This is a genomic window from Stenotrophomonas acidaminiphila, assembly GCF_014109845.1.
GTDB lineage: Bacteria > Pseudomonadota > Gammaproteobacteria > Xanthomonadales > Xanthomonadaceae > Stenotrophomonas > Stenotrophomonas acidaminiphila.
This window is the reverse complement of record NZ_CP043567.1, coordinates 2,477,022-2,502,764: the sequence shown is the minus strand read 5'-3', so window position 1 is coordinate 2,502,764 and position 25,743 is coordinate 2,477,022. Positions and strand designations below refer to the sequence as shown.

Here is a 25,743-nt window from a genome sequence, read left to right as displayed (position 1 = left end):
GCGCGACGCCGGTCCCGGCGCCGCGTCATGACGGAAGGGAAACTCGGGCTCAGGCCGCGGACTTCAGCGTACCCTTGGGCAGCACGTTGCCGATGGCGCCCTTCTGCACGCGGATGCGGACGTTGTCGGCCACTTCGACGGTGATGAAGTTGTCGCCGATGTCGGTCACCACGCCGGCGATGCCGCCGTTGGTCAGCACCTCGTCGCCCTTGGAGATCTTCTCCAGCATCGCCTTGTGTTCCTTCTGGCGCTTCATCTGCGGGCGGATCATCAGGAAGTACATGACCGCGATCAGGGCGATCGGCAGCAGGAAAGTGCCCATGCCCGGGGCGGCCGGAGCGGCCTGGGCGACGGGAAGCAGGATAGCCATCGGGTTCATCGTGTGTCCTTAACTGTCGGGCGGTGCCTGCCGGGGCCGGCGCCGCGGAACGGATTCAAGCGTGGAAGTATGCCATAGAGGCGGGCCGGTCCAATTGCAAGGCAGCGCCTGCCGATGACCATCGAGCAGCGCCCCTGCCCGGCGGCAGGCGCGCCCGGCCCGCGGGGCGCCGCAGCGTGCACGACCACCGCCCCCCACCCTTGCCGATGGCCTTGCCGTGCAGGCCAGCCAGGCGGCCGGCTCGCCCCTTGGGCGGGGAAAGGCGCTACAGCGCCGGCGCAACCGCCCCGCGCGCCGCATAGAAGGACTCGCGGAAGGCCAGGAAGGTTCCCGCCTCGATGGCCGCGCGCATGTCGGCCATCAGCTTCTCGTAGTAATAGAGGTTGTGCAGAGTGCCCAGCATCGGCGCCAGCATCTCGTTGCAGCGGTCCAGGTGGCGCAGGTAGGCGCGGGTGTAGCCGCTGCTGCAGGCATGGCAGCCGCAGCCCGGCTCGATGGTGTCCATGTCGCGCTCGTAGCGGGCGTTGCGGATGCGCACCGTGCCGGTGGAGGTGAAGTAATGGCCGTTGCGCGCGTTGCGGGTCGGCATCACGCAGTCGAACATGTCCACGCCGCGGGCCACGCCCTCGACCAGGTCCTCCGGGCGGCCCACGCCCATCAGGTAGCGCGGGCGGTCGGCCGGCAGGATCGGGTGCATGTGCTCGAGCATGGCGTTGCGCTCGTGCTCGGGCTCGCCCACCGCCAGCCCGCCGATGGCGTAGCCGTCGAAGCCGATCTGCTGCAGGCCCTCGGCCGAGCGGCTGCGCAGGTCGGTGTGCACGCCGCCCTGGACGATGCCGAACAGCGCCGCGTCGTTGCCCAGCGCGTCATGGGCATCGCGCGAGCGTCGCGCCCAGCGCAGGCTCAGCTCCATCGAGCGCCGCGCCACGTCCTCGGTGGCCGGGTACGGGGTGCATTCGTCGAAGATCATCACGACGTCCGAATCGAGCACCTTCTGGATCTTCATGCTCTCCTCCGGGCCCAGGAACACGCGGGCGCCATCGGTCGGCGAGGCGAAGGTGACGCCCTGCTCGGTGATCTTGCGGCGGTGCGCCAGCGAGAACACCTGGAAGCCGCCGGAGTCGGTCAGGATCGGCCCGTTCCAGCGGCAGAAGCCATGCAGGCCACCGTGGTCGCCGATCACCTCCAGGCCCGGGCGCAGATACAGGTGGAAGGTGTTGCCGAGGATGATCTCGGCGCCGAGCGCGCGGATCTGCTCGGGCAGTACGCCCTTCACCGAGCCGTAGGTGCCCACCGGCATGAACGCCGGGGTCTGCACGGTGCCGCGCGGGAACGAGAGCTGGCCGCGGCGCGCGTTGCCGTCGGTGGCCTGGAGCGTGAACTGCAGTCTGGACATGGGTGTGCTTCGGTCGGTCTGCCGTGCATTGTCGCGGATCGGCGACGACGGCGCAGGAAAGGCGGGGTCAGGCGTCGGGCTGCGGGAACAGCAGCATCGCGTCGCCGTAGCTGAAGAACCGGTAGCGGCCGGCGATGGCATGGGCGTAGGCGTCGAACACCCGCTGCTTGCCGGCGAAGGCCGAGATCATCATCAGCAGGGTGCTTTCCGGCAGGTGGAAATTGGTGACCATCGCATCGACGCTGCGGATGCGGTAGCCCGGGGTGATGAAGATCTGCGTCTCGCCGGCGAACGGGTGCAGTTTGCCCTCGCGCATCGCGCTCTCCAGGGCCCGCACCACGGTGGTGCCGACACCGATCACGCGGCCGCCGGCGGCACGGGTCTGCCGCACCTGCTGCACCAGTTCGGCGCCGACATTGAGCCATTCGCGGTGCATCACGTGCCGGGACAGGTCGTCCACCCGCACCGGCTGGAAGGTGCCCGCCCCCACGTGCAGGGTAATGTGGCCGAAGCCGACGCCGCGCGCGCGCAGCCGTTCCAGCAGCGCCTCGTCGAAATGCAGGCCCGCGGTCGGCGCCGCCACCGCGCCCACCTGGCGCGCGAACACCGTCTGGTAGCGCTCGCGGTCGTCGGCCCCGGGCTCGCGGTGGATGTACGGCGGCAGCGGCAGCCGGCCCGCATGCACCAGCCAGGACTCCAGCGACTCGGGCACCTCGAACCGCAGCAGGTAGAACTCGCCGTCGCGGCCGAGCACCTCGACCTCGCCACCGGCGTCGAGCTGGATGCGGCTGCCGGGCTTGGGCGACTTGCTGGCGCCGACCTGGGCACGGGCCTGCTGGCCGCCGAGCAGGCGCTCGATCAGGATCTCGACCCGGCCACCGCTGGCCTTGTGCCCGAACAGCCGCGCCGGGATCACCCGGGTATCGTTGAACACCAGCAGGTCGCCGGGCTGCAGCAGTTCCGGCAGATCGCGGACATGGCGGTCCTCAAGGTCGGCCAGTGCCGGCGGCACCACCAGCAGGCGACTGGCGGAACGCTCGGCCAGCGGCGCCTGGGCGATCAGTTCCTCGGGCAGGTCGTAGTGGAAATCGGACTTCTTCAAGGCCGGGGCATCGGACGGGGGGGAGCCGGCCATTGTACCGGCACCGGCATACCGGTCCCCTGCCCGGTTGCCGGTTCAGCGCTCGAACTTGGTCGACAGGATGATGGCGCTGGTGGTGCGCTCGACCCCGTCGATCACGCCGATGGCATCGGTGACCACGTCCATCTCGCCGACCCCGCCGACCACCACCATCGCCACCAGGTCGTGGGCGCCGCTGACCGAATGCAGGCTGCGGACCTCGGCGATCTCGCGCAGCGCCTTGACCACGGCCGGCATCTTGCGCGGCGACACGGTGATCAGCACGTGCGCGCGCACCTGGCCCTGCTCGTAGTCCTCGTGGGTACGCACGGTATAACCGGCGATCACCCCCTGCTGTTCGAGCCGGTCGATGCGGCTCTGCACGGTGGTGCGCGACAGCCCGAGCCGGCGCGCGATCTGCGCGGTGGAGGCCCGCGCGTCCTCGCGCAGCACGGACAGCAGGCGTTCGTCGGCGGGGGAAATCTTCACATCGCGGGCCGGTTTCGTCGATCAGACGAAATTAACCCGATTTTCGACGGAATGACAGCTGCCATATGACCAGAATCTCCAGATAATGACCATACAAGACCTTTCTGGAGATGAGCATGACCGTACTCGGCCCACTCGCCGCGCTCCGCGCGCACGCCGGCACCCGCCTGACAACGGGGCTGGACGATGCCGCCATCGAACGCCTGGCCGCCGCCCATCCCGACCTGGTTGCCGCCATCGCCGCGGCCGCCAGTGAATATGCCCGCATCAAGGACGAGGCCGCCGACCTGCTGGACCTGGACGAGAAGGACCAGATCGCCGCGATGCAGGCCGGTTTCGTCAATTTCTACGCCGACGACGCGGTGGTGCCGTACATCGCCCTGGCCGCCTGCGGCCCATGGGTGGTCTCGCTCAAGGGTGCGGTGCTGTACGACGCCGGCGGCTACGGCATGCTCGGTTTCGGCCACACCCCGCCGGAGGTGCTGGCCGCCGCGGCCAAGCCGCAGGTGATGGCCAACATCATGACCCCGAGCCTGTCCCAGCGCCGCTTCGTGCAGGCGCTGCGCAAGGAGATCGGCCACACCCGCGGCGGCTGCCCGTTCTCGCACTTCATGTGCCTGAACTCCGGTTCCGAGGCGGTCGGCCTGGCCGCGCGCATCGCCGACATCAACGCCAAGCTGCAGACCGACCCGGGTGCGCCGCACGCCGGCGCCACGGTCAAGCGGGTGGTCATCAAGGGCAGCTTCCACGGCCGCACCGACCGCCCGGCGCTGTACTCGGATTCGACCCGCAAGACCTATGACCGCTTCCTGGCCAGCTACCGCGGCGAAGACAGCGTGATCGCGATCGCCCCGTACGACGAGGCGGCGCTGCGCAAGGTGTTCGACGACGCCAAGGCCCACAACTGGTTCATCGAGGCGGTGTTCCTGGAGCCGGTGATGGGCGAAGGCGACCCGGGCCGCGCGGTGCCGGTGAGCTTCTACAAGCTGGCGCGCGAACTGACCCGCGCCCACGGCAGCCTGCTGCTGATCGACTCGATCCAGGCCGCGCTGCGCGCGCACGGCACCCTGTCCTTCGTCGACTACCCCGGCTACGAGACCCTGGACCCGCCGGACATGGAGACCTACTCCAAGGCCCTGAACGGCGCCCAGTTCCCGCTGTCGGTGCTGGCCGTCACCGAACACGCCGCGCACCTGTACCGCAAGGGCGTGTACGGCAACACCATGACCACCAACCCGCGCGCGCTGGACGTGGCCTGCGCCACCCTGGCCCGGCTGACCCCGGACGTGCGCCGCAACATCCGCGAACGCGGCGAGCAGGCGGTGCGCAAGCTCGAGGCGCTCAAGGCCCGGCTGGGTGGGCTGATCACCAAGGTCCAGGGCACCGGCCTGCTGTTCTCCTGCGAACTGGCCCCGCAGTTCAAGTGTTATGGCGCCAACTCCACCGAGGAATGGCTGCGCATGCACGGCGTCAACGTGATCCATGGCGGCGAGAACTCGCTGCGCTTCACCCCGCATTTCGGCATGGACGAGGCCGAGCTGGACCTGCTGGTGGACATGGTCGGCCGCGCCCTGGCCGAAGGCCCGCGCCGCGAGCAGGCCGACGCGGCCTGATCCACGCCGCAGCGCGACCGGCAAACTGAAGAGGCGGCCATTGGCCGCCTCTTCGTTTCCATGGCCCGGCCAGCGGGCCAGGCCACGGACGCCGCACTCACCGCACCTCGACCACCGCCACCGACGGTGCCGACGGCGATGCCTGCCCCCATCCGCCCAGCGCCTTGTAGACAGCGACCACGCTGACGTTGACCCCGGCCTCGGCGGCGGCCAGCGCGTCGTCGGCCGCCAGCTGGCTGCGCTGCGCATCGAGCAGCGCGAGGAAGTCCTCCGAGCCCTCGCGGTAGCGGACCCGGGCCAGCGCCTCGGCGCGACGCGCGGCCTGCGCCTGTTCGGCGACGATCGCCAGCCGTGCCTGCTGCCTGGCGTAGCGGGCCAGCGCATTCTCGGCATCCTCCAGCGCCAGCAGCACCGTCTTCTCGTACCCGGTCGCCGCGCCGTCGGCCTGGGCGCGGCTGGCGCGCAGCCGCGCGCGCACGCTGCCGACGTCGAACGCGCTCCAGCTCAGCGACGGCGCCAGCGACCAGGCCTTGTTGCCGCCGTTGACCAGGCTGCCGGCATCGCCGCCGAGAAAGCCGACGAAGCCGGTCAACGACAACCGCGGGAACAGGTCGGCGGTTGCCACGCCGACCCGCGCGGTGGCCGCGGCCAGGCGGCGCTCGGCCGCGCGCACGTCGGCGCGTCGCTGCAGCAGCATGCTGGTATCGCCCAGCGGCAGGGCCTTGGCGAACGCCGGCATCGGGCGCGGTTGCAGCAGCGCGTCCAGCGAACCCGGGCGCTGTCCCAGCAGCACCGCCAGCCGGTGCCGCGACTGCGACTGCGCCAGTTCCAGCAGCGGGATGTCGGCCTCGATCGCCTTCAGCCGCGCACGGCTGCTCTGCACGTCGAGTTCGCTGCCCGCGCCCAGCTTCCAGCGGGTCTCGGTCAGCGCCTGGGTGTCGCGCAGGTTGAGCAGGGTCTGCTCGGCCACGGCGATGCGCTTCTGCGTGCCGCGCAGCTCGAAGTAGTTGCGCGCGACCTCGGCGGCCGCCAGCACCTGCGCATCGACCAGGTTGGCCCACTCCGCGTCCAGGTCGGCGCGTGCCGCCTCCGCCGCCCGCCGCTGGCGCCCGAACAGGTCCAGCTCCCAGCCGGCATCGAAGCCGAGCTGGTAGCGCTCGCCGGACACGCGCGCCCCGTCCTGCGCCGGGTCCGGCTGCCGGTAGCGCTCCTGGCTGGCGGCCGCGGTGACGTGCGGCGCCTGGTCGAGCCGGCGCTCGACGAACACCGCGCGCGCCTGCTGCACGCGCGTCAGCGTCAGCGCGAGGTCGAGGTTGTCGGACAACGCCGCATGCACCAGCTGGCCGAGCACCGGATCATCGAACTGCGCCCACCAGCCGGCCACCGGCGACTGCGCGCTGTACACCGGCGCGGCGGCGCCGTGCAGCACCACCGGCGGCTGCGCCGGGGCGTGGTAATCCGGGCCGACACTGACGCAGCCGGCCAGCAGCAGGCCGGACAGCGCCGCGGCCAGTGCCGCCCTCACCATGGCAGCACCTGCCCGAGATGGGTGAAGCTGCCGCTCGGTCCGTCCGCGCCGAGCAGCGCCATCTGCACGCTGGAGCGCGCGCCGTCGGCGACGTCGATCTCGCCCTCGCCCGCGTTCATGTCGGTCCTCACATAGCCCGGGTGCACGGTGTTGACCTTGATCGGCGTGGCGCGCAGTTCATAGGCCAGCGACAGGGTCCAGTTGTTCACCGCCGCCTTGGACGCGTTGTAGGCAGGCACCTTGAAGTCATAGATGGGCGAGGCCGGATCGGCATGCAGCGCCTGCGAGCCGAGGATGCTCGACACGTTGACGATGCGCCCGGCCGCCGAGCGCCGCAGCAGCGGCAGGAACGCCTGGGTGACGGCCACCAGCGCATGCACGTTGGTGTCGAAGGTCCGCCGCCAGGTATCGAGCGGCTGTGCCGACGGCGGCAGCGACGGATCCTCCAGCAGCACGCCGGCGTTGTTGACCAGGATGTCGAGCCGGCCGTGGCGCTGCCCGACATCGCGCACCGCCGCGTCGATGCTGCCGGCATCGGTGACGTCCAGTTGCAGCGCCTCCACCGGCAGCCCTTCGGCCTGCAGTTCCTGTGCCAGCGCCAGCGCCGTTTCGTACCTGCGGCCGGCGAGCAGCGTATGCACGCCGGCGCGGGCCAGCTGGCGTACCGTCTCCAGGCCGATGCCACGGGTGGCGCCGGTGACCAGCGCGATCTTGTTCTGTTGGGTATTCATGGATGCATGCCTCGGTTGGATGGGCCGGCGCCCGAGGGTGTCGGGCGACGGCGGAAGGTCGGGTCAGTGGTGCAGGGTCGGTTCGCCATGCTGCACCAGCTGGCCGCCGCCGTTGCGGGTGACGAAAGTGCGCAGCGCGACGTAGAACACCGGCGTCAGGAACAGGCCGAACAGGGTCACGCCCAGCATGCCGGCGAACACGGTGATGCCGGTGACCGAGCGCACTTCGGCGCCGGCACCATGCGACAACACCAGCGGCACGGTGCCGGCGATGAAGGCGATGGAGGTCATCACGATCGGGCGCAGGCGCAGGCGGCAGGCCTCCAGCGCGGCGTCGACGATGCCCTTGCCGCCCATCTCCAGTTCGCGGGCGAACTCGACGATCAGGATCGCGTTCTTGCACGCCAGGCCCATCAACACCACCAGCCCGACCTGCACGAACACGTTGTTGTCGCCGCCGGTCAGCCATACCCCGAACAGCGCCGACAGCAGCGTCATCGGCACGATCAGGATCACCGCCAGCGGCAGCGACCAGCTCTCGTACAGCGCCGCCAGCACCAGGAACGCGAGCAGGATGGCCACCGGGAACACGATGAAGGCGGCCTTGCCCTGGGTGGCCTGCTGGTAGCTCAGGTCGGTCCATTCGGTGGTCATGCCCACCGGCAGCACCCTGGCGGCGATGGCGGTCAGCCGGTTCATCGCCTCGGCCGAGGACAGTATGCGCGGATCGGCCTCGCCGGCCAGGTCCGCGGCCGGGTAGCCGTTGAAGCGCAGCACCGGGTCCGGGCCATAGGTTTCCCGCAGGGTCACCATCGATCCGATCGGCACCATCTCGCCGCGGTCGTTGCGGGTGCGCAGCCGGGCGATGTCCTCCACGTTTTCGCGGAACGGGCCGTCGGCCTGCGCGATCACCTGCCAGGTGCGGCCGAACTGGTTGAAGTCGTTGACGTAGGCCGACCCCAGGTAGGTCTGCAGGGTGTCGAACAGCTCGGTGAGCTGCACGCCCTGCGCCTTGGCCTTGACCCGGTCCACCTCCGCGTCCAGCTGCGGCACGTTGGCCTGGTAGCTGGTGATCGGGAACGCCATGCCCGGGGTCTGCGCCACCGCGCCCTGCATCGCCTGCACCGCGTTCTGCAGCGCGCCGTAGCCGAGGTTGCCGCGGTCCTCGATGAACAACTGGTAGCCGTTGCCATTGCCCAGCCCCAGGATCGGCGGCGGCATCATCGAAAACGCGAAGCCTTCCTGCAGGCCGGCGATCTTCTGGTTGATCTCGGCGTTGATCTGCGCCGCGCTGCGGCCATTGCGCTCGTTGAACGGCTTGAGCGGAATGAACGCCACCCCGGTGTTGGGGGTATTGGTGAACTGCAGCGCGTTCAGGCCCGGGAACGAGATCGTGTGGGCCACGCCGTCGGTTTCCTGGGCGATCCGGGCGACCTTGCGCAGCATGGCGTCGGTGCGCGCGATCGACGCGCCTTCCGGCAGCTTCACCCCGGCGATCAGGTACAGCTTGTCCTGGGTCGGGATGAAGCCCGGCGGCACCAGCTTGAAGATCACTCCGGTACCGGCCAGCAGGATCGCGTAGACCACGAATACCGCGCCGCGACGGCCGAGGATCCTGGCCACGCCCCGCTCGTAGCGTTCCGAGCTGGACCTGAAGAACCGGTTGAACGGGCGGAACACCCACCCGAACAGGCGCTCGATCAGGCGGCTGGGGCCGTCCTTGGGCGCACCGTGGGGCTTGAGCAGGCGCGCGGCCAGCGCCGGCGACAGGGTCAGCGAATTGATCGCCGAGATCACCGTGGAGATGGCGATGGTGACCGCGAACTGCTTGTAGAACTGCCCGGTGACGCCGGACAGGAAGGCCATCGGCACGAACACCGCGCACAGCACCAGGGCGATGGCGATGATCGGCCCGGAGACTTCCTTCATCGCCTGGTGCGCGGCGGCGGTGGGCGACAGGCCTTCCTCGATGTTGCGCTCGACGTTCTCCACCACCACGATCGCGTCGTCGACCACGATGCCGATCGCCAGCACCAGGCCGAACAGGCTCAGTGTATTGATCGAGAAGCCCAGCAGGTACAGCGCGGCGAAGGTACCGACCACCGACACCGGCACCGCGATCAGCGGAATGATCGAAGCCCGCCAGGTCTGCAGGAACAGGATCACCACCAGCACCACCAGGGCGATGGCTTCCAGCAGCGTGGAGACCACCGCCTTGATCGAATCGCGCACGAAGATGGTGGTGTCGTACACCGCCTCGTACTTGACGTCGGCGGGGAAGGTCTTCTGCATGCCGTCCATGGTGGCGATGACCTTGTCGCGGATCTCCAGCGCATTGGCGCCGGGCGCCTGGAAGATGCCGATGCCGACCGCGTTCTTGCCGTCCAGCTGCGAGCGCAGGGTGTAGTCGCCGGCACCCAGTTCCAGCCGGGCGACATCGGACAGGCGCACGATCTCGCCGTCGGTGCCGCTCTTGAGCACGATGTCGCCGAATTCCTGCTCGCTCTTCAAGCGGCCCTGGGCGTTGATCAGGGTCAGGAAGCGGCTGTCGGGCAAGGGTTCGGCCCCCAGCTGGCCGGCCGAGACCTGCACGTTCTGTTCGCGCATGGCGCGCACCACGTCGCTGGCGGTCAGGCCGCGCGCGGCCACCTTGCCCGGGTCGAGCCAGGCACGCATGGCGTAATCGCCGCCGCCGAAGATCTGCGCGTCGCCGACCCCGGGGATGCGCGCCAGCGCATCCTTGACGTGCAGGCGCGCGTAGTTGCGCAGGTACAGGGTGTCGTACTTGCCGCCCGGCGAGGTCAGGTGCACCACCATCAGGAACGTCGGCGACTGCTTCTGCGTGGTCACCCCCTGCCGGCGCACGTCCTCGGGCAGGCGCGCCAGCGCCTGCGCCACCCGGTTCTGCACCTTCACCGCCGCCGCGTCCGGGTCGGTGCCCGGGCGGAAGGTGACGGTCATCTGCAGCACGCCGTCGGAGCCGGCCACCGACTTGAGGTACATCATGCCCTCGACGCCGTTGATCGCCTCCTCCAGCGGGGTGGCGACGGTCTCGGCGATGACCTTGGGGTTGGCGCCCGGGTACACCGTGCGCACCACCACCGACGGCGGCACCACTTCCGGGTACTCGCCGACCGGAAGGATCGGGATCGCGATCAGTCCCGCGGCGAAGATCATGATCGACAGCACCGCCGCGAAGATCGGCCTGTCGATGAAGAAACGCGAAAAATCCATCTGCTTGAGTCCTTGCAGTGGCCGGCGCCGGCATGCAGCCACCCTGCCCTCGCCCATGCAGGCGAAGGCCAGGCACCCGGCCGGCGGCCGGCATCAGGTTGAAACGGGGGTCAGTTCAGGGCGGTGGCGTCGCGGCCGGCGCCGGCCGCGGTGGCAGGCTGCATCGCCACCGCCCGCGCCTGCACCGGCATGCCCGGCATTAACACCTTCTGCACGCCATCGACGATCACCCGGTCGCCCGGCGCCAGCCCGGCCTCGACGATGCGCAGGCCCTCGGCGCTGCGCCCCAGCTCGACATCGCGACGCTGCGCCTTGCCGTCCTTGTCGACCACGTACACGTACTTGCGGTCCTGGTCGGTCAGCACCGCCCTGTCGTCGATCAGCAGGGCGTCGAACGCACCGCTGCCGAGCAGCCGCACGCGGGCGAACAGGCCCGGGGTGAACTGGCGGTCGCGGTTGTCCAGCAGCGCGCGCACGCCGATGGTGCCGGTGCTGCGCGCGACCTGGTTGTCCAGGAAGTCGACCTTGCCCTCGTGCGGGAAGCCCTCCTCGCCGCTCAGCGCCACCTTCACCGGCAGCGCGGCCTCGCGCTCGCTGGGGCGCTCGCCGGCACGCGCCATCCGCGCATAACGCAGGAAGGTGCCCTCGTCGGCATCGAAGTACACATGCACGGTGTCCAGCGACACCAGGGTGGTCAGCACGCTGGCGCTGTCGCCGGCGGTGACCAGGTTGCCGGCGGTGACCATCGCGCGGCCGGCGCGGCCATCGATCGGCGCGCGCACCCGGGTGAATTCCAGGTTCAGGCGGGCCGCATCCACCGCGGCCTGCGCCGCCTGCACCGCGGCACCGGCCTGCTCGGCGGCGGCACGGCGCTGCTCGGCGGTCTCCGCGGCGATGGCCTGCTGCTCGGCCAGGCGGCGCGCGCGTTCGGATTCGCTGCGTGCCAGCGCGGCCTGGGTACGGGCGCGCGCCAGCTCGGCGCGGGCGCGGTCGTACTCGGCCTGGTAGCTGCGCGCATCGATGGTGAACAGCACCTCGCCCTTCTTCACTTCCTGGCCTTCGGTGTAGTTGACCTTGTCGATGTAGCCGGACACCCGCGGGCGCAGCTCCACGCTCTGCACCGCCTCGACGCGGCCACTGAACTCGTCCCATTGGCTGACCTGCCTGACCAGCACCGGCGCGGCGCTGACCTCCGGCGCCGGCAGTGCCGCGGCATCCTGCGCGTGGCCGCCGCTGCACGCGGTCAGAACGGCGATGGTCAGCGCCGACATGCCGGCCAGGGCAAGGCGTCGTGCGCGGCGTGGAGTGTTGGAGATACCTTTCATGTCATGCATCCATCAGGGGAAAGAGGGGCGCCGGGGTGGGCATGGAACGGGCCGGTGCCGGGTGCGTCGCGCAGTGTGCGCGGGGGCTGCTGACAGCCACTGTCAGCAGCCGGGAACGGCGGCACGGGAATCCGTGCATGGCGCGCGCCTTCCGCGCAAACCCCGCGCTGTCCCGCAGGCCGGAGGTAGGCGCCGGCATTTTCACTGTCCCGCTCACGGAAATTTTTCTCCCACAGGCGGGACAAACACCGTCGCCATGCGCACGGCCAGTCGTCGCAGCACCGGCCGCGGCGGGGCCACGGTCGTCGCCTCACGCATTGCGCGCAGCGCGGCGAAGTGCAGTGGATTCAAACCGTTGTCCCGCCTGGAGCGGCGGTCGGCGGCGGCAAACGCCGGCGCACGGCGCGTCGGCAGGAAAGCGGGAAGGTGGCGCAGGCGCATGGCTGCAGGTCCGTTCGGTGCGGAGGCGGCAAAGTTACGCCCCTAATCCATACTTGATTAGTACGGATTGAGGGGAATAATCGTCCCGTCGCCGGCACAATCCCGCTGCCGCAGGAACCGTCTCCCATGGCCCACGATCTCAACGACACCCTGATCTTCGTCAAGGTGGTCGAACAGGGCAGCTTCACCGCCGCCGCACGCCTGCTCGGGCACCCCAAGACCACGGTCAGCCGCAAGGTGCAGGAACTGGAGGAACTGCTCGGCGCGCGCCTGCTGCACCGGACCACGCGCCGGCTGGGGCTGACCGAAGCCGGCACCGTCTATTACGAACACTGCCAGCGCATCGCCCGCGAGCTCGAACAGGCGCAGAGCGCGGTCAGCCAGCTGCAGTCCGGTCCGCGCGGCTGGCTGCGCTTCACCGTGCCGTACGCGGTCGGCGTCAACTGGATCGCCCCCCTGCTCGGCCAGTTCCAGGCGCAGTACCCGGAAATCCGCGTGGACATGCACCTGGGCAACGAGATGCTCGACCTGATCTCCGGCGAGACCGACCTAGCACTGCGCGTCGGCCCGCTGCCCGACTCCAACCTGATCGCGCGCAAGCTCGGCAGCCTGCGTACCCAGGTATTCGCCAGCCCTGCCTACCTCCAGCGCCACGGCGAACCGCGGCATCCGGACGAACTGCAGCATCACCGTACGCTGGCGCTGCGCAAGCACCAGCAGGGCCAGAACAACCGATTCGCCTGGTCGCTGGCCGAAGACGGCGGGCAGATGCGCGAGTTCCCGGTCAATCCGCTGATGGTGGCCAACGACACCGCCGCGCTGAACTCGATGCTGGTCGGTGGCGAGGGGCTGATGCTCAGCAGCGACGTGATGGCCAAGCCGTTCGTCGAGTCGGGCATGCTGCGCCGGGTGCTGGCCGGCTGGACCGGCCCGGACTACGACTTCAGCGCGGTGTTCGCCGGCGGCGGCATGGTCTCGCCCAAGGTGCGCGCCTTCGTCGACTTCCTGGTGGAAAAGCTCAACCTGGACGCCAACTACATGCTGCTGCAGTGCCCCAACGCCAAGCATCTGATCGAGCGCGAACCCAGCTACTGCCAGCGCGGCCTGGAGGTCGCCGAACTGCGGGTGCTCGAGACGCTCAGCGCCTGATGGGCACGGCGCCGGTGATGGCGGCCGTGGCCGCCGTCGCCCGGGGTTGCGTCGTCGGGTTCAATAGCCGCGGCCGTACGGCCACAGCGGTACCAGCTGTACTTCCTTGCAGCCGTCGTAGCGGCTGCAGCTGCCGAAGTAGCCCGGTCCGGAATAGCGCTGGCGGGCATCGCGGTTGTACGGGCTGTTGTAGAAATCCGGGCGGAAGAAGTGGCCCGCGCCGTGGTAGCGCATCGGCGTGCCCGGCGCCGCGAACGGCTGCGCCGGGGCCGTCGCCACCGCTTCGCTGCCGGTGTCGGCGCCGGTGACATAGCCGTCCTGCGGATCGTAACGGACCATGCGGTAGTAAATGGTCTGGCCGCCCTGCCGGCGCGTGCGCAGCGCCTGCAGCGCGCCGTCGGCGTGCACGTATGGCCGGCCGTTCTCGAACACCACCTCGGAAGGATTGACCTGCTCCTCCTCCAGCGGCGGCAGCGCCAGCGCGCTCCCCGCCAACCCGGCCAGCAGCAGCGCTGTCCCTGCCACGATCCCTATCCTGCCTGCGCGCATGACGTTCCTCCCTGGGGTTGTCCGGCGTCACCCGCGACGCCGGCCTGCGACCGCCGCCCATCGACGGCGCGTGCCGACGAAGTCCTTGGGCGACAGGCCGCGCGCGCCTGGCGGCACGCGATCGCAGCGAGTATAGGCGGCGCTGTCAGCCCTGGCATCCCTCGCGGCGCGGAAGCTTGATGGCCGTCGCTGCCTGCCCCGGTCCGCCACCTACTCCCAGCAGCGGTCGCCGCGGCCCTTGGGCGAGCGCGGGCGCTGGCAGTCGCGCGGGCGGATGCGGCCTTCATGCACTTCGCGCAGTTGCGTTCCGTCGCCGCCGCGCACCAGCTCGAACGCGTCGTACAGGCGCCCGGTGGCGGTGCGCGCCTCGTAGCGCAGGCGCTGCCCATCGATGCGCAGCACCTGGAACAACTGCGTGTCCTCGGCTACCGGCGCCATGCTGGCGCGTGCCTGCGTCGACAGCCGGTACTGTTTGGCGCCGGCCACCGACACCAGGTACTGCGGCGTGGCCTGCCCCGCCACCCGGCCGCCGCGGCGACCATAGACATGGTCGTGGCCCTGCAGCACCAGATCGACGCGGTGCCGCTCCAGCACCGGCAGCACATGCTCGCGCAGCAGGCGGTTCTCGCGGTCCTGGCGCGGCGAGAACATCGGCTGGTGGACCATCACCAGGTTCCAGGGGGCGTGGCTGCCGGCCAGCACCTGGTCGAGCCAGCGCGCCTGCGCCTGCGCCGTGCCCAGGTCCAGCGCCGAGGTGCCGTCGAGCACCACCACGCGCGCGTCCTGGTAGTCGAACCAGTAGCTGGTGCCCTGCACGCCCGGCGCGCCGTTGCCCGGCAGGGCGAAGGCCAGCGGCCAGTGCGCACCGAGCACCCGGCGTTCCCGGGGCGTGTCCTCGAACTCCTCGAAGTACTCGTGGTTACCTGCCGCCGGCGCCACCACCATCGAGGTCGGCAATGCGCCGGCCGCCTCGAACCACTCGCCCCATTCGTTATCGTCCTCGCCGTCGCCGCCGCTGACCAGGTCGCCCGCGTACAGCGCCAGGCGCGCATCCGGCGCATGCCGCATCGCCTCGCGCACCACCCGCGTGGTCAGGCTGACGTTCTTGTTCTGGGTATCGCCGAAATACAGCAGGGTCAGCGGCTGGCCCGGCGCCGGCGCGGTCCGGGTGTGGTGCCAGGCGCTCCAGGTGCGGTCGCCCTGCACCCGCCAGGCGTAAAGCGTGTCCGCCTGCAGGCCATCGACGCGCACATGGTGCTGGTGCGCCCGGCCATTCTCCGTGGCCTGCGCCTGGCTGGCGGCCGCCAGCCGCCGCGGTGCGCCCATATCGGGGGAATCGCCGGCGACGACGATTTCCAGGATCGGCGCGGAGACCGACGCATCGGTCCGCCACGACACCGCCAAACCGCTGGCGCCGTCCTGCAGCGGCGAGGCCACGATGCGGTCGGGAAAGCCGCTGGGCGCGTAGCGCATCACCGCGGCCGGCACCCGTGTATTGGGCTCGACCGCGGTGTTTGCCTGCACGCCGCCTGCCAGCGCGAGCAGCAGCAGCAGCAGCACGCCCCGGCGCAGCGCGTCGCGGCGCGCGCTCATTGCGCGCACGCCGGCAGCGACAGCGCGCTGGCGATGTCGCGCCAGTCGAACGCGGTCACGCCCTGGTCCAGGTGCGAGGCGTAGAACACGCCCTGCGGGAAGCGCGCATCGCCACGCGGGTCCAGCCACACGCCATCGGTCAGGCCGGTGACCTGACCGGCGAACGAGCCGACGTGCGCCAGCCCACGGCGCTCGAACAGATGGAACACCGTGCGGTCGGCGAACTGGTCGCTGGCCACCCACCAGCCGCTGCCATCGGCGCAGGCCATCAACGCGATGCCCTCGGCCTGCGCCCGGTACAGCCCGGCGCCGACATCGCGGCCCAGGTAGCGCCCCTGCAGGTCGTACTCGCGCAGGCGGGTGCCGGTGGGCACGTCTTCCTCGGCCACCAGCAGGCGGTCGTGGGCCGGGTCGCCGAACAGCGACTCGGGCACACGGATCGCGCCCGCGGCGCTGGTATCGCCGAAGGCACCGGCCGCGCGTGCGCTCCAGCCATCGCCATCGCGCGCCACCTGGTAGCGACGGAAGCGCCGGTCCAGCTGGTCCAGGGGCGGCACGATGTCGTCGCCGTTGGCATCCTCGCCGGCCATGTAGGCATCGCTGACCAGTACCTCGTAGCCGTCGCCGCTGGCACGCACCCACAGGCCATAGGGCTGCTGCAGTTCGGCCGCGCCGAACACCAGCAGCGGGGTGAACTCCGGCAACTGGAACATCTGCACGCGCCGGTTGTCGCGCTCGACCACGAACAGATAGCGGTCGTCGATGGTCGCCACGCCGTTGGGGCGCTGCAGCCGTCCCGGTGCCGTACCCGGGCCGCCCACCGTGCGCAGGCGCTGGCCGGTGTCGCCGTCGTACACCACCAGCGCATCGGTGGCCTTGGCCGTGGCCACCAGCATGCGCCGGCCGTCCTGCAGCCAGCTGGCCGGCGAATCGATGTTCTCCTCCGGCGTGGCCGCGGTCACGAACGCCTCGCGCACGACCACGTGCGGCACCGGGTGGTCGCGCAGCAACACATCGTCGGCGTCGTACTGGTCCGGTTCGCGGTCGGCCACGACCGGGGCGACGGAACACGCCGCGAGCGGCAACAGCAGCAACAACGGCAACAGGCGGAGCGGGCGGCGCGACGTCATGGAATCCTCGATGCGGCAGGGGTGGCCGCGCATCGTATGACCCCAATGTGACAGCGCGGAGAAGCGACATGCGGCTGTCATCATGCAGCATCGCTGTCACGCCGCTGCCATACCGCGAGGTGAAAGTTCCGTTCATTTTCAACCCACGGACCTTCCACCCGATGAAACGCAACACCTTGGCCCTGCGCCTGTCGCACGCCCTCGTCTGCGCCACCCTGCTGCCGGCAGGCGCGACGTTCGCCCAGGCCAGTCCGGATGGCGCCACGGACGGCACGGGCGAACCGAAGCAACTGGACACCGTCGTGGTCCAGGGCGAGATCGCCTACCGCAACCGCACCGCCGACATCGAGCCGGTGCTGTCCTACGACCTGGAGTACTTCCAGCGCTTCGAGCCCAATACCGTCGGCGACATGCTCAAGCGCGTGCCGGGCATGACCTTCGTCGGCTCGGACATCATGGAGTTCGACGGCGCGATGATGCGCGGCATGGCCGCCGGCTATACCCAGGTGCTGATCAACGGCAAGAAGGTGCCCGGCGCCGGCGACGACCGCTCGTTCTGGGTGGACCGCATCCCGGCCGAAATGGTGGACCACATCGAGATCCTGCGCAGCGCCAGCGCCAACCGCAGCGGCGATGCGATGGCCGGCACCATCAACATCGTGCTGCGCGACGCCTACCAGTTCGACGGCAGCTACCTGCGCGTGGGCGTCAACCGCTGGTTCGACGGCGAGCTCAACCCCACCTTCGGCGCGGTGACCAGCGGCAAGGCGCTGGGCGGGCGCCTGCTGGCCGGCGTCAACGTGCAGGACCGCTACCGCGGCAAGATCAAGCGCTCGGACCGCTACACCGACCCCGGCCGCGGCGAGCTGCTCAGCTGGGAGGACCAGAACGAGGTGAAGGACGGCCGCGACTACTCGGCCAACGTCTCCTACAGCGCCGACATCGGCGACAGCGGCCGGCTGAGCGTGGACGGTTTCTTCGTGAAGACCGACCGCGACGTCACCGAGGTCTCGCACGAAGTCGAGTACGACGATGGCGACGTCATCGAGTCGCGGGTGCCGGGGCTGAACCCGGTGGACCAGCAGAACTGGGGCATCGGCGCCGGTTACCGCTTCGACATGGCCGGCGGCAGCACCCGGCTGGACCTGGATTTCGCCCGTTTCCAGGACGGCAGCGCCGAGCGCGAGGAGAAGCACGAGTACCTCAACGGCAGTTGGGACGCCTCCGAGGCCGAGGCCGAAGCGGTGGACGCGCGCGATACCGAAGTCGGCGCCAAGCTCGCCCATGTGCGTCCGCTCGGTACCGCCGAGCTGGAGTTCGGCATCGATTACCGGCGCAAGAAGCGCGATGTGTCCTACACCCGCTACGCGTGGGAGGCCGCGCGCGAAGGTGACGCGGTGGACTATGCGCTGGACGGCGTCATCGGCTCGCTGATCGAGGAAACCCGGCTCGACCCGTATGCGATGCTGTCCGGCCATGCCGGCGCGTTGTCCTGGGAAACCGGCCTGCGCTACGAGACCACCCGTTCGGACGTACGCCACCACGAAGATGGCGATGCCGGCGGCCAGGTCCGTCGCGACTATAACGAACTGCTGCCGTCGCTGCACCTGAAGTGGGACGTGAGCGAACAGACCCGCATCAACCTGTCGCTGGCCCGTACCGTCAAGCGCCCGAACTTCAACGAACTCATCCCCGCACTGCTCGACGGCGAGTACGGCGACAACGACTACGTCGGCAACCCGCGGCTGTCGCCGGAAACCGCCAACGGCATCGACCTGGGCTTCGAGCGCCGGCTCGGCAAGCACGGCGTGGTCGGCGTGAACCTGTTCTACCGCGACGTCAGCGACCTGATCGAACTGGTCAACACCGGGCAGTGGAGCGAGGACGCGCAGGACAGCTATGCCAAGGACCTGAAGAAATTCCTGGCCAAGAACCCGGGCGCCAGCGAAAAGGACTTCACCTTCGCCCCGGAAAGCTGGCTGTTCACCTCGGCCAACGTCGGCGACGGCACGGTCCGTGGCGTGGAATTCGACCTGTCCACCCCGCTGACCGCACTGGGCCTGCCCAATACCGGGCTGTTCCTCAACTACTCCTGGCTGGACAGCAAGGTCAGCGACTTCCGTGGCGAACGTCGCTTCAACGACCAGGCGCGCAGCGTCTACAACATCGGCTTCATCCACGACATCCCGTCGCTGGCGGCCAGCTTCGGCGCCACCTTCCGCAGCCAGGGCGATGCCTACAGCCGCATCCTGGCCGAGGAAGTGACGGTGAAGTACGGCGACGACCTGGAGATGTTCGTGGAGAAGCGTTTTGGCCGGAACCTGTCCGTGCGCCTGAGCGCGGCCAACCTGCTGGATGCATCCAAGGACGAGTTCTTCCACAAGTTCGACAACCTGGACGACCAGCTCGGCCGCAAGTACGACGAGTACGAGCTGGAGACCGAACAGGCCGGCCCCAGCTACCAGTTGGTGATGCGCTGGGCGTTCTGAGCGTCGCGGACACGGGGAAAAGCCGGCCTTGCGCCGGCTTTTCTTTGTGGAAACGCCGGCTTGTAGTGCAGACTTCCCGCACTTCCCCCTGCCCGGCCCGCCATGAAGATCGTCGAAGTCCGCCACCCCCTCGTCCAGCACAAGATCGGCCTGATGCGCCAGGCCTCGCTCAGCACCAAGGAATTCCGCGAGCTGACCGACGAACTGGGCAGCCTGCTCGCCTACGAGGCCACCACCGACCTGGAAACCGAGCCGTGCACGATGCAGGGCTGGGCCGGCCCGGTCACCGTGCAGCGCATCGCCGGCGCCAAGATCACCCTGGTGCCGATCCTGCGCGCCGGGCTGGGCATGCTCAACGGCGTGCTGTCGCTGATCCCGGCCGCACGCGTCAGCGTGGTCGGCCTGCAGCGCGACGAGGAGACCCTGCAGCCGGTCCCCTACTTCGAGCGCCTGACCGGCCGCCTGGAAGAGCGCGACGCGCTGATCCTGGACCCGATGCTGGCCACCGGCGGCACCCTGATCGCCACCATCGACATGCTCAAGCGTGCCGGCGCACGCCGCATCAAGGGCATCTTCCTGGTTGCCGCCCCCGAGGGCCTGCGCGCGGTCGAGGCGGCGCACCCGGACGTGGAGATCTACACCGCGGCCATCGACGAGCGCCTGAACGAAAAGGGCTACATCCTGCCCGGGCTGGGCGATGCCGGCGACCGCATCTTCGGCACCCGCCTGCATTAAAAAAACTACATCGCGGCTTCACGGCGGCTTGCACCCGCGCAGGCGGATGCTTGCGCCCGTCATCCACCCCGGAGCCGCGCCATGTACCGTCCCGTCCTGCTTGCCTGCCTGCTGTTGGCCGCCACCGCGTCGTTGTCGGCCACTGCCGGCACGCCCACCCCGCAACAACAGCGCATGGCCGAATGCTCGGCCAGGAACAAGGGCCTCAAGGGCGATGCCTACAAGGACGCCCAGCGCACCTGCCTCAGCGGCCATCCCGCCGCCACGGCCGCGACCACCCCGCAGCAGCGCATGACCCGATGCAACGCCGACGCCGCGACCCGGCACCTGAGCGGCGATGCCCGCAAGACGTTCATGAGCAACTGCCTGCGCAGCCACTGATGGCCGCCGGGCCACGCAGCGGAGCGCACGCGACCCGCGCCATGGCGACAACCGGCCGGGTCAGCGGCGCAGCCCGCGTTCGCCCGCCGGCGGCGCTGCATCCAGCCACTGCCGCGCCGGCTCATCGCCCAGCAGCCGCGATTGCAGGAATGCGGTCCCCAGCTGCCGGGCACGCTCGAACAGCGCTTCCGGCTCCCCGCCGATCAGGTTGTGGCCACCGCCGGGGAGCACCACCGCACGCCGGTCGCCGGCCGGCGCGGTCTGCACCGGATACAGATGGTCGGCCGGGTCGGTAACGAAGCCCGGCACCCGGTCCTCGTCGCCGGTCACCAGCAACAGCGGCACCGCCAGCGATGCATAGGAATCCGGCCCGATCAGTCCGGCGATGCGGCCGGGCGAGGAATAGCCCAGCACCGCCACCACCGTGGGATCGCGCAGCGGCCCGAGCTCGGCCAGGGCACCCCCCAATACCGCCGAGATCAGCGTGCCCAGGCTGTGCCCGGCCGCGGCCACCGGCACATCCGGCCAATGCGCCCTGGCATAGGCGCTGGTCGCACGCATGTCGGCCAGGCGCTCGCCGAACCCCTGCTGCAGCGAGAACGCTTCGCGCCCCGGGTACCTGAGCGAGTCCACGTGCAGCGGCGCCAGCACCACGAAACCGGCGTCGGCCCAGGACTGCAGCAGGCGCTCGTAGCGCTCCGGCCAGGCACCATGCCCGCTGGAGAACAACACCACGCCGCGTACCTGCGCTGGCTCCCAGATCGCCAGCGTAGTGGCACGCCCGGGCGATACCTGCAGCGGCCGCGTGGCACTGGGGGCGGCGACGGCGTGCTGGGCCACGCCCAGCATGGCCAGCACCAGCGCGAGCACGCCACCAAAGACATGGCGCGTGCCCATGGCGCGCACCCGCCCGTGCCGGCCGTCGGCCGGCCGCCGTGGAAGACGACTGTCCTGCTGCTGTTTCATGCTCGATCCCGCGTTGGAAGACGGGACCAGTCTGGGCAACGCGGCCGCACGCGGCACGGGCCGGCGGTCACCCGTGCGCGGTGCCGGAAGTCACTTTTTCAGGCCGCCAGCGAACGCGCGCGCAGTTCGGCGACCTCATGGGCGACGCCGAAGCGGCCCTTGTCGTCGCGGGTCACCCGGGCCATCGCGCACTGCGGGTCGTGGGTGAAGAACAGGTGCACGTTGCGGGCCAGCTTGTCCTCGAGGAAGGCGCGCTTCTCGTCGATCAGCAGTTCCGCGTTGCGGTCGTAGCCCATGGTGATCGGCACGTGCACCCACGAGCGGCCCGGGATCAGGTCGGCGCAGAACACCAGGCCGCCATGCGGCTGGCCGCCGATACGCTCCGGGCCGACGATCTCGGCCAGCATCAGGCCCGGCGTATGCCCGTCGCTGAAGCTGAAACGCACCGACTCGCCCAGCGCCTGCGAACGCGCGCCGGAGACGATTTCCAGGCGTCCGCTGGCCTCCAGCAGCCCCGGCAGTTCCGGGATGAAACTGGCGCGGTCGCGCGGATGCGGATGCCGCGCCCGCTCCCAGTGCGTGGCGCCGACCACGAAGGTCGCGTTGGGAAACAGCAGTTCCGGCCCGCGCCCTTCCGACCAGGGCGCCAGCAGTCCACCGGCGTGATCGAAGTGCAGGTGGCTGAGCACCACCACGTCGATGTCCTCGTGCTCGAAGCCGGCTTCGCGCAGCGAATCGATCAGGACATGGCGCGACTCCTGCACGCCGTAGCGTTCGCGCAGCTTCGGCTCGAAGAACGCACCGATGCCGGTCTCGAACAGCACCGTCTTGCCGCCCAGCGGGCTGGCCAGCAACGCGCGGCAGGCCAGCTCGATGCGGTTCAGGTCATCGGCCGGCGACCATTTTTCCCACACGGCCTTGGGCGCGTTGCCGAACATCGCCCCACCGTCCAGCTTCTGGCTGTTGCCACGGATCGACCATAGTTTCATATGAAAAATTCTACCGCCGTTGCGTTAAATATTCGCAAGCCGGCAACGGTCCTGGCATCGCCCCCGGGGGCGCCTCCGGGGGACCATCGCCGCGGCTGCCGCGACGGCGCTCAGCGATACACCGGATGCGCCCGGCACAGCGCCACGACCTGCCCGCGGATGCGCGCGGCGACCTGCGCATGCGCGCCCTCGCCCAGCGCATCGAGCACGTCGCACAGCCAACCGGCCAGCTGCGTGCACTCGGCCACGCCAAAGCCGCGGGTGGTCACCGCCGGGGTACCGATGCGCAGGCCCGAGGTCACCCACGGCGGGCGCGCATCGCCCGGAACCGAGTTCTTGTTGGTGGTGATGCCGGCATCGTCCAGCGCCGCATCGGCCTGGGTTCCGGTATACGGGCGGTCGCGCAGGTCGATCAGCATCAGGTGGTTGTCGGTACCGCCGGACACGATCCGGTAGCCGCGCCGCTGGATCGCCGCCGCCATCGCCCGCGCATTGGCCAGTACCTGTCGCTGGTAGGCCCTGAACTCCGGCCGCAGAGCCTCCTTGAAGGCCACCGCCTTGGCCGCGATCACATGCATCAGCGGGCCGCCCTGCACCCCGGGGAACACCGCCGAGTCGAGCTTCCTGTAGAAATCGGCGCCCTGCCCGCTGGCCAGGATCAGGCCGCCACGCGGGCCGCGCAGGGTCTTGTGCGTGGTGCTGGTGACCACGTGCGCATGGGACAGCGGGTCCGGGTACTCCCCGGCCGCGACCAGCCCGGCCACGTGCGCCATGTCCACCCAGAACAACGCGCCGACACGGTCGGCGATGGCCCGCATGCGCGCCCAGTCCTTGTGCCGCGAGTAGGCCGAAAAGCCGCCGATCAGCAGCCGCGGCCGTGTCTCCAGCGCGATGCGCTCCATCGCGTCGTAGTCGACCAGCCCGGTTTCCGGATCGAGCCCATAGGGCACGATGCGGTAGTGCCGGCCGGAGAAGTTGGACGGGTTGCCGTGGGTCAGGTGTCCGCCCTGGGCCAGGTTCATGCCCATCACCGTGTCGCCCGGATCGGCCAGGGCCAGGAACACCGCGGCATTGGCCTGGGCGCCGGCATGCGGCTGCACGTTGGCGTAGTCGCAGCCGAACAGCTGCCGGGCACGTTCGATCGCCAGGCGCTCGGCCACGTCCACGTTGCCGCAGCCGCTGTAGTAGCGGCGACCGGGATAGCCCTCGGCGTACTTGTTGGTGAACACCGAATCCTGCACCGCGCGCACCCGTGGGCTGGCGTAGTTCTCCGATGCGATCAGTTCGACATGGTCCTCCTGACGGCACTCCTCGGCGTGGATGGCCGCGGCCAGTTCGGGATCGAAATCGGCAAGGCGCGACGATGGGTCATGCATGGGGGCGGCTCCTGGGCTTGGATCGGGGCCGGACCGGCCGGTCCGGCGTGGCGTGGGAAAGGGGCCGGCTCATGGACCGGCGGCCGGCCAGTAATGGCTGTCGGGGGTGTCGCGCGCGCCGAAGATGGCCTGGCCGACGCGCACTACGGTGGCGCCCTCCTCGATGGCGATCTCGAAATCGCCGGACATGCCCATCGACAGCGCGTCCAGGCCGATGCCGTCCGGCGCCTGCTGGCGCAGGCGGTCGCGCAGTTCGCGCAGGCGCACGAAGCAGGCGCGCACCCGCGCGGCATCGTCGGAGAACAGCGCCAGGGTCATCAGCCCGCGTACCCGCAGGCACTGAAACCGCGGCAGTCCGGCGATGAAACCGGGCACGTCGGCCGGCGCCAGCCCGTACTTGCTGTCCTCGCCGGAGGTGTTGACCTGCACGAACACGTCCAGCTGGCGGCCTTCCAGCTGCAGGCGGCGGTCCAGGGTCTCGGCCAGGCGCAGGCTGTCCAGCGCCTGGAACTCGCTGGCGAAGCGCGCCACCAGCTTGGCCTTGTTGGTCTGCAGGTGGCCGATCACCGACCAGTGCAGGTCGGTCAGGTCCTGCATCGCCTCCCACTTGTGGTGCGCTTCCTGCACCTTGTTTTCGCCGAGGAAGCGGCAGCCGGCGGCATAGGCCTGGCGGATGCGGGCCTCGTCGATGGTCTTGCTGACCGGCAGCAGGCGTACCCCGGCCGGGTCGCGGCCGGCGCGGTGGCAGGCCGCGGCGATGCGCGCCTGCACCGCCGCCAGGTTGCGGCGGAAATCGTCGACCGCAAGCGCCTGCGGGTAGCGGCCGTGGCGTTCGTGCGCGGTAAGGGTGGCCGCGATCATGGACGGCCAGCTCCCGTATCGGCCACCGCCGGCTGCGGGCCAGCCGGCAGCCGGCCGTTGAGCAGCAGGTGCGCCAGCAACCCGATCACCAGCCCCCAGAATGCGCCGCCGATGCCGAACAGGGTGATGTTGGCGGCCGCGGCCAGGAAGGTGATCAGCGCCGCCTCGCGGGTGCGCGCATCGGCCACCGCCGTGGCCAGGCTGCCGCCCAGGGTGCCCAGCAGGGCCAGCCCCGCCAGCGTGGTGATGAAGGTCGCCGGCAATGCCATGAACAGCGCCGCCAGCGTCACCCCGAACAGGCCCACGAGCAGGTAGAACACACCGGCGGCGACGCCGGCGATCCAGCGCCTGGATGGATCCTCGTGCGCCTCGCGCCCGGTGCATATCGCTGCCGTGATCGCGGCGATGTTGAAGGCATGCGAACCGAACGGCGCCATCAGCAGCGAACCGAGCCCGGTCGTGGTGATGATGGGATCGGCGCGGGTCCGGAAGCCATCGTTGCGCAGCACCAGCATGCCCGGCATGTACTGCCCGGTCAGGGTGATCAGGAACAGTGGCAACGCGACGCCCAGCAGCGCATCGAAAGTGAACACCGGCATGGTGAACACCGGCATGGCCAGGCGCAGCTCCACTCCATCCAGGTCGATGCGTCCCTGCGCCAGCAGCAGGCCCAGCCCCGCCAGCAGGATGCCGACCACCGCATAGCGCGCGCTCACGCGCTTGAGCACCACGTAGGCCAGGATCAGCCCCCCGGCCAGCAGCGGGTCGACGTCCAGCCCCGCGAACGCCTTGATCCCGAACTGCAGCAGGATGCCCGCCAGCAGGCCGGCGGCAACCCCCGGCGGCACCCGCCGGATCACCCGTTCGAACCGGCCCGACAGGCCCAGCATGACGAAGCCCGCGGCCGAGAGCAGGAAGGCCCCCACCGCTTCGGCCCAGGGCGTGGTCGCCAGCGCGGTGACCAGGAACGCGGCGGCCGGCGTCGACCAGGCGGTGATGATCGGCTCACGGTAGCGCCAGCTCAGCAGCAGCCCGGTCAGGCCCACGCCGATGGAGACCGACCCTACCCACGAAGCGGTCAGCTGCGGCCCGAGGCCGGCGACCTTGGCGGCCTGGAACACCAGGATGAAGGTGCCGCCGTAGTTGACGATGACCGAGACCAGTCCGGCCATGACCGGGTGCGGCAGGTCGCGCAGGCAAAGCGCGGGAACGGCGGGCGATGGCATGGGTGGACGCTGGCTCCAGGCGGTTGACGGGGCGGACCCGGGG

The 25,743-nt window shown here is 70.0% G+C and carries 22 protein-coding genes; 5 read left to right on the top strand and 17 right to left on the bottom strand.

Annotated elements, in window-relative coordinates; translation table 11 throughout:
- Positions 1-49: 49 nt before the first annotated feature.
- The 4 genes from yajC to F0P95_RS11395 all read right to left on the bottom strand — a co-directional run bounded on the left by yajC (position 50) and on the right by F0P95_RS11395 (position 3,384).
- Positions 50-379: a preprotein translocase subunit YajC gene (gene yajC / locus F0P95_RS11410; RefSeq protein WP_054665275.1), complete on the bottom strand. Its 330-nt coding sequence runs from the start codon at positions 377-379 to the stop codon at positions 50-52.
- Between the two features lie 265 nt (positions 380-644).
- Entirely contained in the window at positions 645-1,775 is a 1,131-nt protein-coding gene (gene tgt, locus F0P95_RS11405; protein WP_054665273.1) for a tRNA guanosine(34) transglycosylase Tgt, read from the bottom strand.
- 67 nt (positions 1,776-1,842) lie between these two features.
- Complete coding sequence (gene queA / locus F0P95_RS11400) at positions 1,843-2,910, bottom strand: tRNA preQ1(34) S-adenosylmethionine ribosyltransferase-isomerase QueA (RefSeq protein WP_182334325.1); 1,068 nt, start codon at positions 2,908-2,910, stop codon at positions 1,843-1,845.
- Positions 2,911-2,952: 42 nt separating this feature from the next.
- Positions 2,953-3,384: an Lrp/AsnC family transcriptional regulator gene (locus tag F0P95_RS11395; RefSeq protein WP_054665268.1), complete on the bottom strand. Its 432-nt coding sequence runs from the start codon at positions 3,382-3,384 to the stop codon at positions 2,953-2,955.
- A 116-nt stretch (positions 3,385-3,500) separates the two neighbouring features.
- Between F0P95_RS11395 and F0P95_RS11390 the strand changes: the two genes are divergently transcribed.
- A complete protein-coding gene (locus tag F0P95_RS11390) occupies positions 3,501-4,997 on the top strand; it encodes an aminotransferase class III-fold pyridoxal phosphate-dependent enzyme (protein WP_182334324.1) in 1,497 nt (498 codons plus the stop codon).
- A gap of 97 nt (positions 4,998-5,094) precedes the next feature.
- Here the strand turns inward: F0P95_RS11390 and F0P95_RS11385 are convergent, their stop codons facing one another.
- The 5 genes from F0P95_RS11385 to F0P95_RS11365 form a co-directional block, all read right to left on the bottom strand.
- Positions 5,095-6,525 carry an efflux transporter outer membrane subunit gene (locus tag F0P95_RS11385; protein ID WP_182334323.1) on the bottom strand — a complete coding sequence of 477 codons (1,431 nt, stop codon included), beginning with the start codon at positions 6,523-6,525 and terminating at the stop codon, positions 5,095-5,097.
- Complete coding sequence (locus F0P95_RS11380; RefSeq protein ID WP_182334322.1) at positions 6,519-7,256, bottom strand: SDR family oxidoreductase; 738 nt, start codon at positions 7,254-7,256, stop codon at positions 6,519-6,521. Before F0P95_RS11380 ends, F0P95_RS11385 begins: the two co-directional genes overlap by 7 nt.
- A 63-nt stretch (positions 7,257-7,319) precedes the next feature.
- Positions 7,320-10,490, bottom strand: coding sequence for an efflux RND transporter permease subunit (locus F0P95_RS11375; protein WP_182334321.1), 3,171 nt, complete (start codon positions 10,488-10,490; stop codon positions 7,320-7,322).
- Positions 10,491-10,600: 110 nt separating this feature from the next.
- Positions 10,601-11,815, bottom strand: a complete 1,215-nt coding sequence (locus F0P95_RS11370; RefSeq protein WP_182334320.1) for an efflux RND transporter periplasmic adaptor subunit — start codon at positions 11,813-11,815, stop codon at positions 10,601-10,603.
- Between the two features lie 213 nt (positions 11,816-12,028).
- Positions 12,029-12,256 (bottom strand): hypothetical protein, encoded by a 228-nt coding sequence (locus F0P95_RS11365; protein WP_182334319.1) that lies wholly within the window; start codon positions 12,254-12,256, stop codon positions 12,029-12,031.
- Positions 12,257-12,382: 126 nt separating this feature from the next.
- Here F0P95_RS11365 and F0P95_RS11360 point away from each other — a divergent pair, with 126 nt between their 5' ends.
- Complete coding sequence (locus tag F0P95_RS11360; protein ID WP_182334318.1) at positions 12,383-13,405, top strand: LysR family transcriptional regulator; 1,023 nt, start codon at positions 12,383-12,385, stop codon at positions 13,403-13,405.
- A gap of 60 nt (positions 13,406-13,465) precedes the next feature.
- Here F0P95_RS11360 and F0P95_RS11355 read toward each other — a convergent pair whose 3' ends face one another.
- The 3 genes from F0P95_RS11355 to F0P95_RS11345 form a co-directional block, all read right to left on the bottom strand.
- Positions 13,466-13,930, bottom strand: coding sequence for a hypothetical protein (locus F0P95_RS11355; RefSeq protein WP_425515861.1), 465 nt, complete (start codon positions 13,928-13,930; stop codon positions 13,466-13,468).
- Between the two features lie 234 nt (positions 13,931-14,164).
- Positions 14,165-15,547 carry a purple acid phosphatase family protein gene (locus tag F0P95_RS11350; RefSeq protein ID WP_182334316.1) on the bottom strand — a complete coding sequence of 461 codons (1,383 nt, stop codon included), beginning with the start codon at positions 15,545-15,547 and terminating at the stop codon, positions 14,165-14,167.
- The gene (locus F0P95_RS11345) at positions 15,544-16,677 is read right to left on the bottom strand and encodes an NHL repeat-containing protein (protein WP_182334315.1); all 1,134 of its coding nucleotides are present in this window, start codon (positions 16,675-16,677) and stop codon (positions 15,544-15,546) included. Before F0P95_RS11345 ends, F0P95_RS11350 begins: the two co-directional genes overlap by 4 nt.
- Positions 16,678-16,838: 161 nt before the next feature.
- Between F0P95_RS11345 and F0P95_RS11340 the strand changes: the two genes are divergently transcribed.
- The 3 genes from F0P95_RS11340 (at position 16,839) to F0P95_RS11330 (ending at position 20,282) form a co-directional block, all read left to right on the top strand.
- Complete coding sequence (locus tag F0P95_RS11340) at positions 16,839-19,166, top strand: TonB-dependent receptor plug domain-containing protein (protein WP_182334314.1); 2,328 nt, start codon at positions 16,839-16,841, stop codon at positions 19,164-19,166.
- A 102-nt stretch (positions 19,167-19,268) separates the two neighbouring features.
- Positions 19,269-19,901, top strand: coding sequence for a uracil phosphoribosyltransferase (upp, locus tag F0P95_RS11335; RefSeq protein WP_056932041.1), 633 nt, complete (start codon positions 19,269-19,271; stop codon positions 19,899-19,901).
- 96 nt (positions 19,902-19,997) lie between these two features.
- Positions 19,998-20,282, top strand: coding sequence for a PsiF family protein (locus F0P95_RS11330; RefSeq protein ID WP_380610400.1), 285 nt, complete (start codon positions 19,998-20,000; stop codon positions 20,280-20,282).
- Between the two features lie 60 nt (positions 20,283-20,342).
- Here F0P95_RS11330 and F0P95_RS11325 read toward each other — a convergent pair whose 3' ends face one another.
- The 5 genes from F0P95_RS11325 to F0P95_RS11305 all read right to left on the bottom strand — a co-directional run bounded on the left by F0P95_RS11325 (position 20,343) and on the right by F0P95_RS11305 (position 25,700).
- Positions 20,343-21,248 carry an alpha/beta hydrolase family protein gene (locus tag F0P95_RS11325; RefSeq protein WP_182334313.1) on the bottom strand — a complete coding sequence of 302 codons (906 nt, stop codon included), beginning with the start codon at positions 21,246-21,248 and terminating at the stop codon, positions 20,343-20,345.
- A gap of 98 nt (positions 21,249-21,346) precedes the next feature.
- Positions 21,347-22,237 carry an MBL fold metallo-hydrolase gene (locus F0P95_RS11320; protein WP_182334312.1) on the bottom strand — a complete coding sequence of 297 codons (891 nt, stop codon included), beginning with the start codon at positions 22,235-22,237 and terminating at the stop codon, positions 21,347-21,349.
- Between the two features lie 110 nt (positions 22,238-22,347).
- Entirely contained in the window at positions 22,348-23,613 is a 1,266-nt protein-coding gene (gene glyA, locus F0P95_RS11315) for a serine hydroxymethyltransferase (protein ID WP_182334311.1), read from the bottom strand.
- Between the two features lie 69 nt (positions 23,614-23,682).
- On the bottom strand, positions 23,683-24,474 hold the full coding sequence (locus F0P95_RS11310) for a YggS family pyridoxal phosphate-dependent enzyme (RefSeq protein ID WP_182334310.1): 792 nt from the start codon (positions 24,472-24,474) through the stop codon (positions 23,683-23,685).
- Positions 24,471-25,700: a benzoate/H(+) symporter BenE family transporter gene (locus F0P95_RS11305; RefSeq protein ID WP_182334309.1), complete on the bottom strand. Its 1,230-nt coding sequence runs from the start codon at positions 25,698-25,700 to the stop codon at positions 24,471-24,473. Before F0P95_RS11305 ends, F0P95_RS11310 begins: the two co-directional genes overlap by 4 nt.
- Positions 25,701-25,743: the final 43 nt, after the last annotated feature.